Source organism: Gammaproteobacteria bacterium, assembly GCA_013003425.1.
GTDB lineage: Bacteria > Pseudomonadota > Gammaproteobacteria > Steroidobacterales > JABDKV01 > JABDJB01.
Genome location: JABDJB010000067.1, coordinates 102,726 through 120,727, shown reverse-complemented (window position 1 = coordinate 120,727; position 18,002 = coordinate 102,726). Strand labels below are relative to the sequence as shown.

At 59.0% G+C, this 18,002-nt stretch carries 8 protein-coding genes; 3 read left to right on the top strand and 5 right to left on the bottom strand.

From position 1 onward, the window contains the following. Positions 1-432: 432 nt before the first annotated feature. Together HKN06_10100 and HKN06_10095 are read right to left on the bottom strand one after the other, a co-directional pair. Positions 433-1,023 (bottom strand): hypothetical protein, encoded by a 591-nt coding sequence (locus HKN06_10100; GenBank protein NNF61664.1) that lies wholly within the window; start codon positions 1,021-1,023, stop codon positions 433-435. A 67-nt stretch (positions 1,024-1,090) separates the two neighbouring features. Continuing rightward, positions 1,091-8,728 carry a hypothetical protein gene (locus HKN06_10095; protein NNF61663.1) on the bottom strand — a complete coding sequence of 2,546 codons (7,638 nt, stop codon included), beginning with the start codon at positions 8,726-8,728 and terminating at the stop codon, positions 1,091-1,093. Positions 8,729-9,069: 341 nt separating this feature from the next. Here HKN06_10095 and HKN06_10090 point away from each other — a divergent pair, with 341 nt between their 5' ends. Continuing rightward, positions 9,070-9,918, top strand: coding sequence for a hypothetical protein (locus HKN06_10090; protein NNF61662.1), 849 nt, complete (start codon positions 9,070-9,072; stop codon positions 9,916-9,918). Continuing rightward, entirely contained in the window at positions 9,915-11,819 is a 1,905-nt protein-coding gene (locus tag HKN06_10085; GenBank protein ID NNF61661.1) for a hypothetical protein, read from the top strand. The genes HKN06_10090 and HKN06_10085 overlap by 4 nt, the downstream gene beginning before the upstream one ends. Positions 11,820-11,866: 47 nt before the next feature. Here the strand turns inward: HKN06_10085 and HKN06_10080 are convergent, their stop codons facing one another. Then, positions 11,867-12,958, bottom strand: coding sequence for a homoserine O-acetyltransferase (locus tag HKN06_10080; GenBank protein NNF61660.1), 1,092 nt, complete (start codon positions 12,956-12,958; stop codon positions 11,867-11,869). 469 nt (positions 12,959-13,427) lie between these two features. Between HKN06_10080 and HKN06_10075 the strand changes: the two genes are divergently transcribed. After that, the gene (locus HKN06_10075) at positions 13,428-15,767 is read left to right on the top strand and encodes a hypothetical protein (GenBank protein NNF61659.1); all 2,340 of its coding nucleotides are present in this window, start codon (positions 13,428-13,430) and stop codon (positions 15,765-15,767) included. Between the two features lie 51 nt (positions 15,768-15,818). Here the strand turns inward: HKN06_10075 and HKN06_10070 are convergent, their stop codons facing one another. Beyond that, entirely contained in the window at positions 15,819-16,493 is a 675-nt protein-coding gene (locus tag HKN06_10070; GenBank protein ID NNF61658.1) for a DUF937 domain-containing protein, read from the bottom strand. A gap of 106 nt (positions 16,494-16,599) precedes the next feature. Beyond that, the gene (der, locus tag HKN06_10065) at positions 16,600-17,991 is read right to left on the bottom strand and encodes a ribosome biogenesis GTPase Der (protein ID NNF61657.1); all 1,392 of its coding nucleotides are present in this window, start codon (positions 17,989-17,991) and stop codon (positions 16,600-16,602) included. Positions 17,992-18,002: the final 11 nt, after the last annotated feature.

Genomic DNA, 18,002 nt, shown 5'->3' with positions numbered 1-18,002 from the left:
ACTGAAGTCGCTCCCACGGGGAACTGATCGCGGGCAGTCGCGACTGAAGTCGCTCCCACGGGGAACTGATCGCGGGCAGTCGCGACTGAAGTCGCTCCCACGGGGAACTGATCGCGGGCAGTCGCGACTGAAGTCGCTCCCACGGGGAACTGATCGCGGGTAGTCGCGGCTGAAGTCGCTCCCACGGGAACTGATCGCGGGCAGTCGCGACTGAAGTCGCTCCCACGGGGAACTGATCGCGGGCAGTCGCGACTGAAGTCGCTCCCACGGGGAACTGATCGCGGGCAGTCGCGGCTGAAGTCGCTCCCACGGAGCATGGTTGCGGGTAGTCGCGGCGGACTCAATCCTCGGCAAAAAAAAGGGGCCGCAAAGCGGCCCCACAAACGACAATTCGCCTTGGCTTATTGTCGCGAGGTCTTCGGTAAGATCTGTTCAGGCACGGCGCCGGCGTGCCAGCAGCAACATTGTCAGCCCGAGTGCCTGGAGCAACAGGATGCCCGGCTCCGACGCACGCAAGGCCGCGGTGTCCGCGACAGCGTTATTGCCGTTGGCAAAGTTGGCTGAGAAGTCTGCCAGCCCGAAGCTCAGGTCGGTCATCAGGATGCCGCCGAAATCGCCGAAATCGGCTGCCAGCGTTCCGCCACCGACTGCAAACAGGAACTCAAACGTGCTGCCGGCAAACCCGAAGTCGACCAGTGCTCCCTCAATGAGCGTGTCGAGGGTAAGCAGGTCCATAATCGAGAAGCTGCCGCCAATCAACGCGCCGGTGTCATCGATTTCTGCGTCAAGACTAAAAACGCCAAGAATATCTGTACTGATACCCAGCGGATTCTCGACCGTCAACGCTGTGCCGGTAGCAGAGAAGATATCTGAGGCCGCATCGTAGGAAAAACCAATACCGAATGAAGCGATATCCGGTGCGTCCACCATATCCAGGTTCAGCGGCGTCGCCGAGGCGGGCAATGCAGCCAGCGCGAACGCGGCCAGCAATCCTGTCAGGGCCAATCGTTGCTTGATAAACATTTTATTTGTCCTCTTATAGTTTCTTAGAAAAATGACGGGTGCCGGCACGCCGGCACCCGTTGTCCATCTACGGCAGGTTTGAGCAATCAAACGGGCCGTCTGCATCTACCATTCCTTCCAGCAACCAATCGTTGATCAGATCGCTGTCGTTACCCTTGCCGTTCCCCTGGCGGTTGCCACAGTCTTCGGCGCCGTTCATTTCATTGTCCGAACATGACATGTGGAACTTCGACTCGCCCAGCTTGGTGGCACCGGAGAAAATCTCCCACACCACGTCGTTGGGCTGGTCGCCGTAACCGGAGACCGTGACTTCCTGTCCGACGGTGATCCCGCTCTGGTCGAGCAGCAGCTCGGACCCCACGTCGCCCTTCCAGGCCTTCACCTGGATCGGGTCGGCAGTGCCATCCCAGATCATGCTCAGTTCGGTAATGTCCGTGTTGCACTCGAACGGCAGCCCGGTGTTCTCGAAGGTCACCGAGCAGCCTTCCTCGAACGTTACCGTGATCTGGTAGTCGGTCTGCGGCCCAATCACGTTGTTGTCGAACTTGATCTCAAGCGTTTGCGTGTCGCCTGGCGCGATCTGGCGCTTGTCCAGATCGTCGATCCAGTCGTTCGGACCCAGCGATGCCGAGTTCGGCGGCAGATCGATGTCGTAGATCTTGTCGCCACCCAGCTTGACCTCAATCAGGTCGCCGTTGGCAGCCGGCCACGTGATGTCGACGCTTTCGATACTCGCCGTGAAGGCACCGTTGTTGGTCAGTTCCCACTTGGCCTTGTCGCTGGAAAGATCCAGCACGCCCTCTCCGTCCACATCGCACGGCGGCGGCGGCAGAATTGTCACGGTAGCCGTATCGGTGCCGTTACACATCTGTCCGTCGGCGGTGCTGCCATCGACGATGGCGGTATTGGTAACCGTATCGATGATGAACGCCGAATCAGTGAGCGTGACGCTCGCACCGGCAGCCAGGCTGGCCGGCGCACCCGGGATCGGACCGAGGATGTTGTCGATAGCGGCCAGGCTGACGATATCGACGTCGCTGGCGTTGGTGATCTCGTAGCTATACACGACATCAGTGCCAACGCCCATGCCATCGATCTGCACCAGAGTGAGGCTGCCGTAAACATCGCCCGCGGCGATCGGCTGCGAGCACGATGTGTGCAGCAGGTTGGTCTCGGTACCACCGGCATTGGTCAGCGTCATGTCCTTGGCCTGGTTCCTCGCAATAGTCACCGTGTCGCCCGGCTGCAGCGTCACGCTGTTGCCGTCGTCATCAGTGAAGGTTGCTGCGGAGCCACCGTCTGTCGAACCGGAGCACTCGTGGTCACCCTGACTGTTGTCACTGGCCGCGCACCCGCCGCCGGTGTACTGGAAGGTCAGGAAGTCGGCATCGCCGGTTTCGCAGCTGGCCGGGAAGGACTGGAATTCACACTCGCTGACACCTGTGGTGGCAGGCGGTGTGCAGTCCAGCGTACCGCTGGCATCAACCATGCCTTCAAGCAGCCAGATATTGAGCAAGCTCGAGTCGTCGTCCTTGCCGTCGCCCTGCGACAGGCCACAGTCTTCCGGTCCGTTCATGTTGCCGTCGGAGCAGGACAGGTGGAACTTGGACTCACCCAGCTTGGTGCTGGTACCGGCCGCAAAGACCTCCCAGAACACGTCGTTGGGTGAACCGGCATAACCCATCACGGTGATTTCTTCACCGGGCTGGATATCGTCGATGTCTGCCAGCAGTTCGCTACCCACCGGGCCCTTCCAGGCCTTGACGCGAATCGGCTGCCCCATGTTGTAGATCATGGTCAGGCTGTCAATTGGCTTGTCACAGGCAAAGTTCGAAGCCGGCGGCATCGGGATCAGACAGGTCTTGCTGACCTCAAGCGCGCAAACTTCAGGGTTGCAGTAGTGACTGACGTCGTTGTCCTGCACGAATGCGCCCAGCGGTGACATACCGCTGGCGGTACCAGTGTTTTCGTACAACGGCTGATTCGGCCGCGTGCCGCACATGCCCGGTACCACTTCGCCAGCAAAGCCCAGCTCTTCAGCGGTGCCCATCGCGCTGCACTCGAAGGAGTCTCCCGGTGCCAGCGTATCGGCGGGACAAACAACGGCCACACCGCGGTCGTCAGTGACCGTTATGCCGGTAAGCGTAACGTTGCCGGTGTTGGTCACGATATAAGTCCAGGTAACCGGATCGCCCGGAAGGATCTGCGGTGCATCACCAGCATTCGGGTCATCGGCGTTAACACCATTGGTCAGCTTCTCGATATCGATTGCCGGCGTCACACCAAAGTAATGACTCGGGTCTTCATCGGTAACCGGGCCACCGGCGCCTGGCGGCGGTGTGCCCACTACATCACCCATATTCTCGTACTGACCCGGCGCTGCCGTGCCCGTCGCGGTGCAGGTAATGACTTCGCCCACTGCCAGCGTGCTCTGCGGACAGCTGATGGCGCCAATTACATCGTCATTGACCATGACGTCGGTCAGCGGGACGTTGCCTGTGTTCTCGACGCGGTAAGTCCAGGTCACGAGACCGCCGGCTTCGATAAACGGCCCGGTCGGGTCGTCGGCATCTTCACCGTTAGTGGCTTTCTCAATGTCGATCGCCGGCATGGCGCCGAGATAGTGACTCGGGTCGTCATCACAGACTTCCACGCCCATCGGATCATCACCACAGACGTTGCCGAGGTTTACGTACTGACCCGCAGTCGCGGTACCCATCACGGTGCAGATAAAGCTGCCGCCATTGGACGGCAGTGACGGGATCGGGCCTTCGTTACAGCTGATCAGGCCCAGCACGCTGTCAGTCAACACGATATTGTCCAGCGCAACGTTACCCATGTTGGTAATGATGTAAGTCCAGGTCACCGTCGAACCAACTGCCACTACCGGGCCAGTCGGGTCGTCGGCATTCTCACCATTCGTCAGCTTCTCGAGATCGATTACCGGAACCGCACCAAAGTAATGGCTTGGATCGGAATCATTGACCGGAGGACCGACCGGCGGCGTACCAACTACGGTACCGACGTTGTCGTACTGGCCTTCGATGGCGATACCGCTGGCGGTACAGGTGATCGAATCACCCGGTGCCAGTTCGGTTTCCGGACAGGACACTGTCACGCCCTGGTTGTCAGTCACCATGATGTTGATCAGGTTGACGTTACCCGTATTTGTTACCACGTAAGTCCAGTTGACCGTGGAACCAGGCATAACGATCGGACCGGTCGGAAGGTCGGCATCTTCATTGTTGGTGGCTTTTTCGATGTCGATCGCCGGACGCGCGCCAAAGTAATGGCTCGGGTCGCTGTCATCGACCGGGCCGCCGAAGTCGGCTTCGCCGATGACACTGCCAGTATTCATGTACTGGCCTTCTTCGGCGATGCCCATCGCGCTGCAGGTGAACGAAGCTCCCGGCGCCAGCGTGGCTGCGGGACAGCTGACGGTCACACCCTGGTCGTCGCTGACCACGATGTTGAACAGGTCGATGTTGCCAGTGTTGGTAACAATGTAGGTCCAGTTGACATCTTCACCGATGGTGATGAATGGCCCGGTCGGGTCATCCGCCTGGTCACCATTGGTGAGTTTTTCGATGTCGATGGCCGGTGCCGCACCAAAGTAGTTCGACGGGTCTTCATCGTCGACCGGCGGCAATCCTTCGGGCGGCGTGCCTACGACTGTACCGAGGTTCGTGTACTGGCCGGCAACGGCAATGCCGCTGGCGGTACAGGTCATCGACTCACCCGGATCCAGTTCGCTGCGCGGGCAGTCCACCGTCACTCCCTGGTCATCGATTACCACGATATTGCTCAGCGTGACGTTGCCGTCGTTTGTCACGTCGTAAGTCCAGCTGATAACCGAGCCGGGCTCAACCAGCGGACCGGTCGGGTTGTCGGCGTCGGCACCATTGGTGGCCTTCTCAATGTCGATCGACGGATCGGCGCCGAAATAATGACTTGGATCATTGTCGGTAACCGGATCGCCGGCGCCGGCGGGCGGAGTACCAATCACGTCGCCAACGTTGTTGTACTGGCCGATGACGGCCGTGCCGCTGGCGGTACAGGTAAATGAAGCTCCCGCGGCCAGCGTGTCGGCCGGACAGGAAACGAGGACTCCCTCACTGTCGGTCACCATCACGTTACTCAGGTCGACGTTACCGGTGTTAGTCACCTCGTAGGTCCACTGCACGGCACCGTCGACAGGAATGAACGGTCCGGTCGGATCGTCAGCCTGCACGCCATTGGTGAACTTCTCGATGTCGATGGCCGGGTTGGCACCGAAATAGTGTGACGGGTCTTCGTCATCGACAGGCATGCCCTGCGGCGGGTCGCCAATCACCGTACCGAGGTTTTCGTACTGGCCGGCAAGCGCCGTGCCATTGGCTGTACAGATAAATGACTCGCCCGGCTCGAGCGTATCGCCCGGGCAGGAGACCATTACACCCTGGTTGTCCGTGACGGTGATGTTACTCAGCGTCACGTTGCCTGTGTTGGTCACTTCGTACTCCCACAGCACGGCATCGCCGGTGGGAATGAACGGACCTGTCGGGTTGTCGGCATCGAAACCGTTGGTTGATTTCTCGATGTCGATACCCGGCAACGCACCAAAGTAATGGCTCGGATCCTCATCCGTAACATCCGGCTCGCCCGTAATCGGGTCGCCGTCGTTGTCGGTCGGGGTACCAACTACGCTACCCAGATTTTCGTATTGGCCAGCCACTGCAACGCCGGCGGCGGTGCACTCCATGATCTGACCTGGTGTCAGTTCATTCAGCGGGCAGGTAATAGTGACGTTCTGATCGTCTGTCACCACCACGTTGCTCAACGTGACATTACCGGTGTTCTGCACGACGTAAGTCCAGGTGACACTTTCACCCGGTGTTATGAACGGACCGGTCGGGTCGTCAGCATCTTCGCCATTGGTGGCTTTTTCGATGTCGATAGACGGGTTGGCGCCAAAGTAATGGCTTGGGTCGTCATCGCACACTTCGGTGCCGGCAGAATCTGTGCCGCAAGTGGCGCCGAGGTTTTCGTACTGATCAACAGTTGCGTCGCCATTACCGGTACAGGTCATCGACTCGCCGGGGTCCAGCATGGTCTGCGGGCAGTTCACGATCACGCCCTGGTCATCGGTGACGGCAATTCCCGTAAGCGTGACGTTACCCGTGTTGGTTACAACGTATTCCCACAACACCGGTTCGCCATCCGGGATAAACGGCCCGGTCGGGAAGTCGGCATCCGCACCGTTGGTCGACTTCTCGATGCTTATAGCCGGGTCATTCGGCACGTAAACACCGGCATCGATGGTCGGGTCAAATTCACCCGATTGCAGATCAATCTTGTTGCTCTTGCCGGTTCCACTCGCGTCGCTGTCAACTGTGTCGCTGGCGTTCGCATTGACGTCCTGCAGGGTGAATACAAATCCGGCCGGCGCCGTGAACTGAACGAAATAGCTGCCCGGCTGCAGGCCGGTGAACTGGTACTCGCCATTGGGGCCGGTGGTCGTGGTCATGCCGGTGGGCATCATGTCGCCATCGAGCAGCACCACGGTCAGACCTTCAATGCCAGGCTCCAGCGGATCCTGGATACCGTCCTGGTTGAGATCGTTCCAGACAAAATCACCGAGCCCTGCCGGGTAATAACAACCGGCATCCCAGGTGAGATCACTTTCCATGTCGGCCAGGTCTATCTGCGTAGTCTGGCCGGTGCCGGTATCGGCATCGCTGTCGGCGGTGTCGTCCATGCCGACATCCTGCCCGGTAAGGACGCATTCCGGCGGCGGCACAAATTCGACTACGTAGCAGCCGGCCGGCAGTTCGTTGAACAGGTAGTCGCCATTGGCGCCGGTAATCGTTGTGTCAAGAATATTGTTATCGCAGTCATACAGGTTGACCGTCACGCCGGGTATACCCGGCTCACCCGGATCCTGGATGCCGTTGCCGTTAAGGTCTTCCCAGAAACGGTCGCCGAGTCGGGCGCTTGGCGGCACGAACATTCCGGCGTCGATATCCGGATTGTTTTCGCCCTGACCAAGATCAATCGGCCCGGTCAGACCGGTGGTGGTATCCGGGTCGCTGTCGAGACCATCGCTGGTCTGGTCCTGCGGCGAGAACACGAAGCCCGGCGGCAGGATGAACTCGACCTGGTAGCAGCCTTCGGCCAGATTCGTGAATTCGTAAAAGCCGACGCTGTTGGTGGTCGTGGTACCAAGGAAGTTTCCGGCACAGTCGTACAGGTTAACCATGACGCCTTCGATCGGCGGCTCGGTGCTGTCCTGGATGCCATCCATGTTGAGGTCATTCCAGACATAGTCACCCAGCGAACCGATCGGCGGCCGGAACATGCCGGCATCGTTGGTCGGGTCGTTTTCACCCGGGTCGAGATCAATCTGCCCGGTCATGCCGTTGGTCGGGTCGGCATCGCTATCGACGGTGTCGTCACCACCCTGATCGACTGGCGAAAACTCGAAGCCCGGCGGCAGGATGAATCCGACGATATAACAGCCGGCATCAAGCCCGGTGAACTCGTAAAAACCGTTGGCGTCGGTCATTGTGGTCTGCAGCACGTTGCCACTGCAGTCTTTCAGCTGCACCAGCACGTCCGGTATACCCGGCTCGCCAGCATCCTGGATGCCGTTCATGTTCAGGTCATTCCAGACAAAGTCGCCGAGCGACGCGGGCTGCGGCTCGACATAACCGAAATCGGTATCGTGATCGTTGGAAGAGTTATCCGGCAGCGTTACCGGCGTTCCGGCCGGATCGTTACTGTCGTTTTCGTCGTTGCTGCCGGGCGCCCCGATATCAGTAATTTCCAGGCCAGGTGGCGGCATATCGACGGTCACCAGGTAATCACCGGCGCACAGTCCGCTGAACTGATAAATACCGTCAGAATTCGTAATGGTCATTGCCAGCGCATTGCCACTGCTGTCACGCAGGGTCAGGCCCACACCTTCGATGCCCGGCTCGCCGTCGTCCTGAATTCCGTTGCCGTTGAGGTCCAGCCAGACAAAATCGCCAATGGTGCCGGTGCATTCGACAACGCCGACATTACCCTTGGCTTCGCCGGAAAAATCAACGAGGAAATTGCCCGTGTAATCCGACATTTCGCTGGTCAGCTCAATACCGATGTCAGAGCCATAAAAGTCGGCCAGCAGTCCGCCGGTAGTGGTAAAGCGGAAAGAATGAAAATCCGTCGTACCGGATCCGTTCTCACCCATATACCCGGTAACTTCACCTGTTAACAGCACACCGCTATACGTAGTGCCATCAATAGTCACTTCACCGACTATCTCCAGGTCATCCCCGGGCACACCACCAACCAGGTTGCCGGCGCTGTCGAGTACCGCACCGATACTCAGGTATCGGTTGCCGCCGCTGGGAAAAACCAGGATAGGCGGATCGAGCAGGCTGACACGTATTGCCAGCGGCACTGCGTTGACTTCGATCAACCCGGGGCCAGCGTCATAATTGAGTACGCCGGTATTGTTAAAGAACAACAGCGGTGACTCGATCATGAAGCCAAGCCGTGACTCGATCATCGGGATTTCGCCCGCCGGCATCCACGGACGCTGGATCGGACTGGGACCGACTATTACCGGCTCGATGACCCCCGGCCCCGACGGACCAGTGCGTGGCCCGGCCATGGCTGGTAAGGCGATGATTAAGGTAAACAGCAACGCCGCGATACGCCGCCCAGGGGAGAGGTTCTTCATTTTGGTTCTCCAGCCATTGATTCTTGTTGTAGTTGGATTTTGTTATTTCAAGATGAACATTATTTGTTCATATATCGCCAATGTTAGGCGCTTTTGACGTGTTAAGGCAAACCGCTTCACAATCTGGCCGTAGTTGAACCAACTTATGACAACCGCCCATAAGTCAAATCAGGCACTTGTGCGGGAATAATCGACAAGGATGAGTTAAAATTCAGTTTATATTTCCGCCGTCGTGGCGGCGGGCCCGCAAAACCACCTCGCAATTGAAGCAAGGCATTCCAAATGGGCCCGGGGGAACAGGTCAGTCTTGTGCTGGAGACTGCAAATAACGGAAAGCAAGAATGACCTCAGACAGCAACAAAGACAGTCTTGCCGAACGAATGGCGCGCATGCTGGTGCGACCGATCGTCGGAATCCTGCTTCGATCCGGCCTGCCGTTCAGCCGGTTTGCGGAGATCTGCCGATCGGTTTATGTGGAGGTTGCAGCAAACGAATTTGGCCTCGACGGCCGACGCACAAACAACTCGCGCATTGCGTTGCTCACCGGGCTTTCCCGTACCCGGGTAAAACAGGAGCTGGACCAGCTCGCAAGCGGCCCTGAAGACGCCAACACGCAACCGATCGACCAGGTGCGGCCGGCATCGCGGATTCTGATGGCATGGCATACCGACCCGGATTTCCTCGACGCCAGCGGGCAACCGCTGCAATTACCACTGGAAAAGGGTTCGCCGAGCTTTAAAGACCTGTACGAAAAATACAGCGGCAAAGTGGTGCCAATTACCGCGATGCTGAAGGAACTGCGCAACGTCGGCGCCGTGACAACCACCCGGCACGGAATGCTGCGGGTGCTGGTGCGCTCTTACACACCGCAGCAAAGCGACCCTGGCGCCACGAAGCGCGTATGCATGGCAGTCCGCGACCTTGCCGAAACCGGCTCGTGGAACCTGTATCGCGATGAAGACCAGCGCGCCCGGTTTGAACGCTTTGCCACCAACCAGCTCGTTCCGGTCAGCGCCGTCAAAGATTTTACAGACTTCCTCAACGAAGAGGGCCAGGCGTTTCTCGAACGCGCCGACAACTGGCTGATAGAAAAAGAAACAAGCGACCCGACTGAAGATGTCGCGCGCATGGGTGTGGGCGTATACCAGATCGCACCTTTCAAAACCCCCGGATCGGGAAATAAAAAATGAAAACTACAACTCTCTCTACACTCATATCAATGCTCCTGCTATCGGCTGGCGCACACGCAGAAATCTCCGGCAGCGGATCCCCGAACGTCGCCTGCGCTGCAAATCTCGCCGGCGTCCTTTGGCATGACCTCAATGGCGATGGCATAGCCGATGCCGGTGAGCCGGGCCTGCCGGGCATATCGCTGCAGCTGTTTGAGGAAGATGGCGTCGGCGGCGCGCTAAACGCAACTACAGACGCCACAGGGAATTATCAGTTTGGCAATCTGTGTGAAGGCGAATACCTGGCGGTAATCAATGAATCAACTGTGCCAGACGGCTTGATCGCCGGCACAAACGGCGACAACGACGATGATGAAGACGAGGAAGACCTTGGCGGCTGGAACCTCGAGATCGATGACGACGATGACAATGAGAGCAGCGTCAGGCTCGACCTGGGCTATGTCGGCTGTCCATTGAGTGTTGAATCCAGCTGTCGCGTAGCGTCGCTGGCCAGCGAACTTTATGCCTGCGAAAAGCCGGTACATGAACTTTCCGTGACCTGGGCCGGCGAGCAGGCCATCCGGCTAGTGGCACACCGCGGCAATCGCGATGCGGATGTCCTGGCCGATATTGACAACGTGGTCCAGGGCCAGACGGTCACCGTGTCCGGGCTGGAAGATGCCGGCAGCAGCTCAACCTGGGAAATCTTTGTAGCAGGCACCGAATTGAAGCTGGGCGAATCCCGCTTCCATCTCGAATGCGGCGATGTGGAAATGAACGGGCCGGAAGACTGTGGCTTGCCGCAAGGCAATGACAAGGACAATAAGTCTGATCTTGTAAACGACTGGCGACTTGAAGGTATCGTCGACGACAGCGGCGAGCTGCGCTGCACTCAGGCGGAAGCGAGTACCAGCGAATGTCAGCTGCAGGGCCAGTGGGCCGATTGCAAAATGCTGGATAAAGTCCGGCACCTGACTTTTGTCTACTCCGGTGGTGGCTGCGCCGCATCCGATCACGCCCAGCCTGACAAATTCCAGTGTTCCGGTGATATCGATGCATCCGAGGCCATTACCGTAACCCTCGAATCCGGCGAGAGTTTTCCGGTAGAGCCGGGAGCCGCATTTACGATACCCAGGGATGGCGGCGACACCGATATCGAGATTGCCAACACGGCCGGCACCGAGGCGTTACGAATTCACACGTCCTGCTCCGAACCACTTGCAGCCGGCGACCAGTTTGGCAGCCTGACGCTGGTGGCCATCAATGGCCTGGGCCTGGGGGCGCCGGTTGACTACGACTATGTGTTGCGCAACAAGAAAAACCAGGCGCTGACGGCGATCACGCGCGAAGCCCCGACACGCACGCTTTACCAGCAATCTCATACGCTGCCACCTGCAAGCACCCGCACGGTGTCAGGTTCCGCATGGGTCATGGCTTCGGGTGTGAACGCTCTGCTGGCCGAATCGGATGAGTCAACCAACGCGGCCTGCGGCGGTGCTGATTACGTCGGCGTAGTAGTAACGCCACCGTCGCCGTGTGAAATCAGCGGCTCTGGTCTGCATAGCAAGGACAAGGAAATTCGCTGGACGCTGAGCAACACGTCCGACACCTATGCAGCAGTGGACCACATCGAGCTGAACTGGCCCGGTAATGTCACCGACAAGCTGAAAGAGATGAAACTCGACGGCGACAAGTTCTTCGACCAGGACCGGACCGGCTCGTCAGCGCTGATAGCACGGCCGGACCTGGAAGGCGACTATGACAAGCGCATTGTAGAAGCCGGCAGCAGCAGGCTGCTGAAGATAATTTTTGACGATGAAATTGAAGACGCCAGCCTGGCGGGTTTCCAGATGCGCGTGCATTTCACCCAGGGGTGCTACATCGAGTGGATCTCTGGCGAGTGGCAGGAACCGGCGCCGTAAACAAGACGCGACGATCTGATGGCGGCGGCTCATTACGGCCGCTGCCGTCAGGCCAGAAAACGCGCCAGGACCGGGCGAAACCGGTCCATGTCGACCAGAAAAGAATCGTGACCCTGGATTGACGCGAGCTCTTCGAGTACGACCTCACGTCCAGGGGCAGCAAGCAGCTGCGCAAGCTCCCGTTGTTGCTCCAGTGGAAACAGGATGTCGCTTTGCGCGCCGATCAGAAGCACCCGCTCAGCCTCGACACAGCCGACACCGGTTTCCAGGCAACCACCATGATCCGCTGCATCAAACAGGTCCATTGCTCGCGACAGGTACAGGTAACAGTTGGCATCGAATGCGCCGGTAAACTTCCGCGCATGATGCTCGAGATAGGATTCGATTTCGAATTCGATACCAAAAGAATGGTCTGGCTGTCGCTCCTCAGCGGCAGCGCGCTCGCGGCCAAACCGCATTTTCCATTCAGCGGCTGAACGGTAGCTGATCATGCCAAGCTTGCGCGCCAGGTGCATGCCGGATTCGGCGCCGTGCCCACTGTAGTTACCACTGTTCCATGCGGGGTCAGCGCGAATGATCTCACGCTGCAGCGACCGCAATGCAATGGCGAACGGCAGCGCGCGGGCAGCGGATGAAATCAAGACCAGCCCGCCCACCCGATCGGGAAACATCATCGCAAAACTCAATGCCGTCATGCCGCCCATGGATGGCCCGATGACATGCGCCAGACGCACGATGTCCAGCTGGTCGACGACCGCCCCGCCCGCCGCGGCAATGTCCTCGATCGACAGGATTGGAAAATCCAACCGATACGGCTCGCCGGTGGCCGGGTCCGGCGAAGCCGGGCCTGTCGATCCAAAACAGCTGCCAAGTGAATTCACGCAAACCACGAAGTAGCGATCAGTATCGATCGCGCGACCCGGGCCTAGCATGTCCTCCCACCAGCCGGGCGAAGGATCGCTGGCCGCCGACGCCGCATGCGCCGAAGGTGACAGGCCGGTGAATATCAGTATCGCGTTATCGCGCTGCGCACTGAGTCGACCCCAGGTCTCATAAGCGATCTGCACGCCGTGCAGCTCCCCACCGCGATGCATCGCAAACGGGCGGTCCAGAGTGATGTTTTTGCGGTTACCAGACACGAGAGCCTCAGGGTTCCGGGTCGGATATTCTGACCAATGGGCCGCGGAAAATCTAACCGGATCGCCTGGTTGCCGGCACAAATCGCGAGCAACCCGCAGCCAGGCTGATAAAAATTAACAAGAAAGCAGCTATTTGCTATCACCTGATCGCGCCATCAGCCAGCCTGCTGCTGTGGTCGGCGGCCACCAATGCGTATCCGCTGTACCAGTCCGGGGCAGGTGTCAATGACTTTTGCGCAGAGCGTCATGGTCAAAAATGCTGAACCATCGGGCAGCAATCATCCTGCACCCGATTGGAGTTCCGGGAAAAACGGCAGTCTGGCGCCATACTTCGCGTGCGTAGTCTAGACTTTCTGTAGCTTCCCGCATTTCTCTGCATAGCGGTTACAGCGCGCTATCTGTGGACGGCTCGCGGAGGTTAGCGGATTAAACTCAGTCCATTTACGGATGTCTGTGGGAGGGAATAAAAATGCACTGGAAGTTTCAGGAAAGGACCAGGCAGCCCAACGCGACACCCCTGCTGATGTGTAGCCTGCTGATGGCTTTGGCCGCACAAATGGGATTCGCACAGAATGAAGGCCCCAATCTGATTCCAAACCCCGGCTTTGCCGGCGACTCCGGTCTGGTGATTGGCACTACAGGCACCGTTCCGGATCTGTGGCGCGGCTTTGCTGTGGCGGGCGGTGCCGCCCAAATCGATATTGAGGCCCTGCCCGCCAACAGTTTGTTTGCAGGAAGTCCGGCAATCAACGCCGTACGACTAACGGTCACAAACCCTGCCGGTGACCAGGGGTTTGATCACGAGGACACACAATTCGCTTTGGAGTCGGGTCACGGCTACCAGGCTCGGGTATATATGAAATCGGGTAACGCCGGCGGTGCAAGCCAGACAGTGTCGGTAGGATTTCCCGTTTTCGAAAACGGTGCTTTCACGGGCCGCAGTAGCGGTAGTTTCGTGGTGGATGTGGGCGATACGTGGCAGCTATACAGCGGCCCCGTGTTTAACGAAGTCGACGGCACCACGGCCGATGTTTCTTTTCGCGCGGTCGGAGGTGGCTCTGTGCTGATTGCACTGCCGACAGTCTCGGGTCCGTCACCGGGCTACCCGCCGATTTTCACTACCGGCCGCGAGTACGGCAGCACGGACCCCTACGTATCAACTTCGTTTTTCCACTGGTACACCTCCTCAGTCGGGCAGGTAAGCGGGCCCTGGCGTCCGCTCGAGGGTCGCGACGCCTGGACCGGCAATGCACCCTTCTGGCGTCGTCAAATCAAGGACGTCATGGATGCCGGCATTGATGTGCTCTATGTACACCTGCTTCCGGTACTGGAAACCCAACGCATTGAATTGTTTCGCGCCCTGACGCAGCTGCGTGCGGAAGGATACGATGTGCCAAAAGTGGCACCGTTTCTCGATACGGTTCTTACCTGGGGTGCAGGCCCGATTGACCTTGCTACGGCAGCTGGCAAGGATGCTCTCGCTGCCCAATACACCCGTTGGTACGAGCAGTATTTTTCTGCCAGCCCTGACGCGTTCGCGGCGAGTTTCCTGCTGCGCGTTGATGGCCGCGCCGCTATGGATTCATGGTGGCTGCTCCCGACGTGGACACAAAACCTGAATCAGTGGTCTCGTGCGGACCTGGAATCCCGCATGCAGGCTGCGTTCCCGACTGTGTTCCAAAACGGTGTCTACTTCATTGGTACTGAAACTGGTTCACCGGCGTGGGCAGACGAAAGAATCCACCAGTTTTCAAACACGGCTTATTTTTCCGATTTTGAGTTCGACGGCGTGAGAACAGGCACGCTCAAGGCGGGTTACTGGGACCAGAATATCCGGTTCCCGGGGATCTTCCTGCCGCGCGACGGCGGCACTCACTACATCGATGCCTGGAACGATCTCAACGCGACCGCAGCAGGCAGCCCGCCGATTTATCATGCTTACATCGAATCGTGGAACGAGTACGACGAGGGCTCAGGCATCTACTCCGGCGATCCGGGACCGCCGTATATCGATCCGTTTAATACTTCCGGCAATGACGATTCGTGGTCGGTGGCGGCCAATCCACGCGAATACATCGACACGACGGCAGCCGGTGCCGCCGTGTTTCGTGCTGATGCCGGTCGCGACGCCATGTTCCTCTGGAACGACATACCAGCGACGATGGTGGCAGGCGAAACGCGCACGCTGAGACTGGTAGTACGCAATGAGGGCAGCGAGGAGTGGTCTGGCGCAGACGATCACAATCTGGGTCAGAACGATACGGATACTTTTATCTTCGGCACCGGGCGCCATCCGGTCGACGATGTGGCTGCGGAATCATCAGTATATGGTGGTGTCTTTAAAGGACGACCAATTCTGTTCGAGATCGAAGTGACTGCGCCTGCCGCTCCAGGCGAGTATGAATTCAACTGGCAAATGGTCAAGGACGATGAGTCAGATTTCTTTGGCGAAACGCTTACGACCACGATACTGGTTGATATCGACTCGGACGGCGATGGCATGATCGATACCAGCGACAATTGTACGTTGATCGCCAACCCGGACCAGGACGATTCCGACGGCGACGGCATCGGCAACCGCTGTGATGCGGATATCGCCAACCCCAACAACTGTCTGGTCGATCTTAACGACCTGGCCGCGATGAGAATTGCTTTCTTGAGTACGTCTGGAACGCCAAACTGGAACCCCGATGCCGATTTCGACAACAACGGCGCAATCGACCTGAGCGACCTCAGCATCCTGAGGGTGTTTTTCCTGCTGCCGCCGGGACCGGCAGCAAGCCCGAATGAGGACTCCGGATGCCTCTAACAAGAACTGAAAGGCGGCCTCGTGGCCGCCTTTCGTTCCAACTGCTGCTTTTTATTTCCTGAACAGCTTGCCGAGAATGTCGAACAGGCCGCCCTGCTTCCGGCCTGCTGTGGCTGCGTTCTGCTCCGTGCCGAAATCCTGCGGGCCGCGGTGCGGTGGCAGGTGGCTGGCGCCGTCCCGCGCCGGCGCTCCGACATCGAGGATCTTGCCGAGGATATCGCCAAAGCCGCCGCCACTGCCTCCTGGCAGCTGGTCCAGCCCGCCGCCGCCCGACTGTGTCGGCAATCCGGGCTGGCGTGCCAGCCCGCCGCTGCCGGCGCGCTTGCTGATACCACCCATAACCATTGCCGCAATAACTGGCAGCATCATCTTCAAAAGCTTCGGGTCAATGCCGGTTCGCTGCGACGCCTGCGCGGCAACTTCACGGCTGCGATCCTTGCTGCCCAGGATGTGACCGAGAATGCCATTACCATCATCGGTCGTGTCAGGTCGGGCAAGTTCGGCCGGGTTGTCGACATAGCGACTGTGATTCCCGGACTGGATTGCCGAGAGCAGGTCGTTGAGACCGCCCGGTCTTGCAATGTTGCCACGCATGCCTTCCGCCAGTGACGGCAGCATCTCCTGCACCGCGCTTCCGGCCTGCACTTCCGAGACACCAAACTGCTCGGCCATCTGCCGAACCAGACCGCCGCCCTGCGCCTTTATCAGCATTTCCAATAAATTCATTTTCCGCATCCCCCGGATAGTTTGAAACTGCTGTAATTATCGCAGACACGACAATGGCACTTTGCCGCGGGCCACATTGGTTAACGCCAATGTCGCAATTTTTGACCTAGTTCTTGCCGCCGCGTCGCTTTATCAGACGCTTGCGCTGGCGTTGCTGGCGCGGGGTAAGCTTGTTGCGTCGCCCGGCGAAGGGATTTTTGCCTGAACGTAATTCGACGCTCACGGGCGTGCCGTGCAGCCGAAAAGCCTTGCGGAAATGGTTGGCCAGGTAACGCCGGTAGCTCTCAGGGATACGATCGGCCTGGGTGCCGTGGATGACTATGCGGGGCGGATTACGGCCTCCCTGGTGTGCATAGCGCAGGCGCGGTCGCCGTCCGCGGCGCATCGGCGGGCTGTGCGCGGCAAGCGCGGCCTGCAGCGATTCGGTCAGCTCTGAAGTTGGCAGGTCCGACATGGCAGCACGGTAGGCGCGCTGCACCGAGCCAAGCAGGTCGCCGACACCGCTGCCATGCAGCGCAGAAATAAAATGCCGCGGGGCAAAGTCCACAAACGGCAGCTTCACATCGATCAGTCGCCGCACATCGTTGCGGGCGCTCCCGCTGAGCCCGTCCCACTTGTTCATTGCTATAACCAGGGCGCGACCTCGCTCGAGCACCATTCCCAGCAACGCCGCATCCTGCTCGGTTACACCCTCGCGCGCATCAATTACGCCAATCACAACATTCGCCCGCTCGATAGCCTGCAGCGCCTTGATCACGCTGAACTTCTCGATGACATCACTGACCCGGCCGCGACGCCGCACGCCGGCGGTATCGATCAGTATGTAGCTTTGGCCATCACGCTCGAACGGCACGTCAATGCTGTCACGAGTCGTACCCGGCATGTCGAAAGCCAACAATCGTTCTTCACCGACAAGCCGGTTGATCAGCGTCGACTTGCCGACATTCGGCCGGCCAATTACAGCCACCGAGATCGCACCGTCATCCCCGGCGTCCTGTTGCGGCGTATCAGAAAAATCGGCCAGGACAGCATCCATCAGCGCACCGATACGCTCACCGTGTGTTGCTGAAACAGCAACCGGATCGCCGATGGCCAGGGCGTAGAACTCGGCAGTCACCAGGTCCGTATCCATGCCCTCGGCCTTGTTGACCAGCAGCCGCAATGGCTTGCCGCTGCGCCGCAGCATGGCGGCGATATCTTCGTCGGCGGCGGTCATACCCTCGCGGGCATCGACCAGGAAGAACACCAGGTCGGATTCGTCCAGCGCGCGCTGAGTCTGCTGCGCCATGAGGCCATCAAGACCGTCACGATCGCCACTCAGACCGCCGGTGTCGACGACTATATAAGGAATCAGTCCGACCTGGCCAAAACCATAGCGCCGGTCGCGCGTCAGCCCGGGCCGATCGGCAACGAGCGCATCGCGGCTACGCGTCAGAAAATTAAATAGCGTCGACTTGCCGACATTAGGCCGACCGACCAGCGCGATAACCGGCGGCATGAACTGGTCCT

Bases quoted from the DNA above. Each gene is read 5' to 3' on its own strand.
- HKN06_10090 (NNF61662.1), top strand. From the start codon at position 9,070: ATGACCTCAGACAGCAACAAAGACAGTCTTGCCGAACGAATGGCGCGC.
- der (NNF61657.1), bottom strand. From the start codon at position 17,991: ATGCCGCCGGTTATCGCGCTGGTCGGTCGGCCTAATGTCGGCAAGTCG.
- HKN06_10075 (NNF61659.1), top strand. From the start codon at position 13,428: ATGCACTGGAAGTTTCAGGAAAGGACCAGGCAGCCCAACGCGACACCC.
- HKN06_10085 (NNF61661.1), top strand. From the start codon at position 9,915: ATGAAAACTACAACTCTCTCTACACTCATATCAATGCTCCTGCTATCG.
- HKN06_10095 (NNF61663.1), bottom strand. From the start codon at position 8,728: ATGAAGAACCTCTCCCCTGGGCGGCGTATCGCGGCGTTGCTGTTTACC.
- HKN06_10070 (NNF61658.1), bottom strand. From the start codon at position 16,493: ATGAATTTATTGGAAATGCTGATAAAGGCGCAGGGCGGCGGTCTGGTT.
- HKN06_10100 (NNF61664.1), bottom strand. From the start codon at position 1,023: ATGTTTATCAAGCAACGATTGGCCCTGACAGGATTGCTGGCCGCGTTC.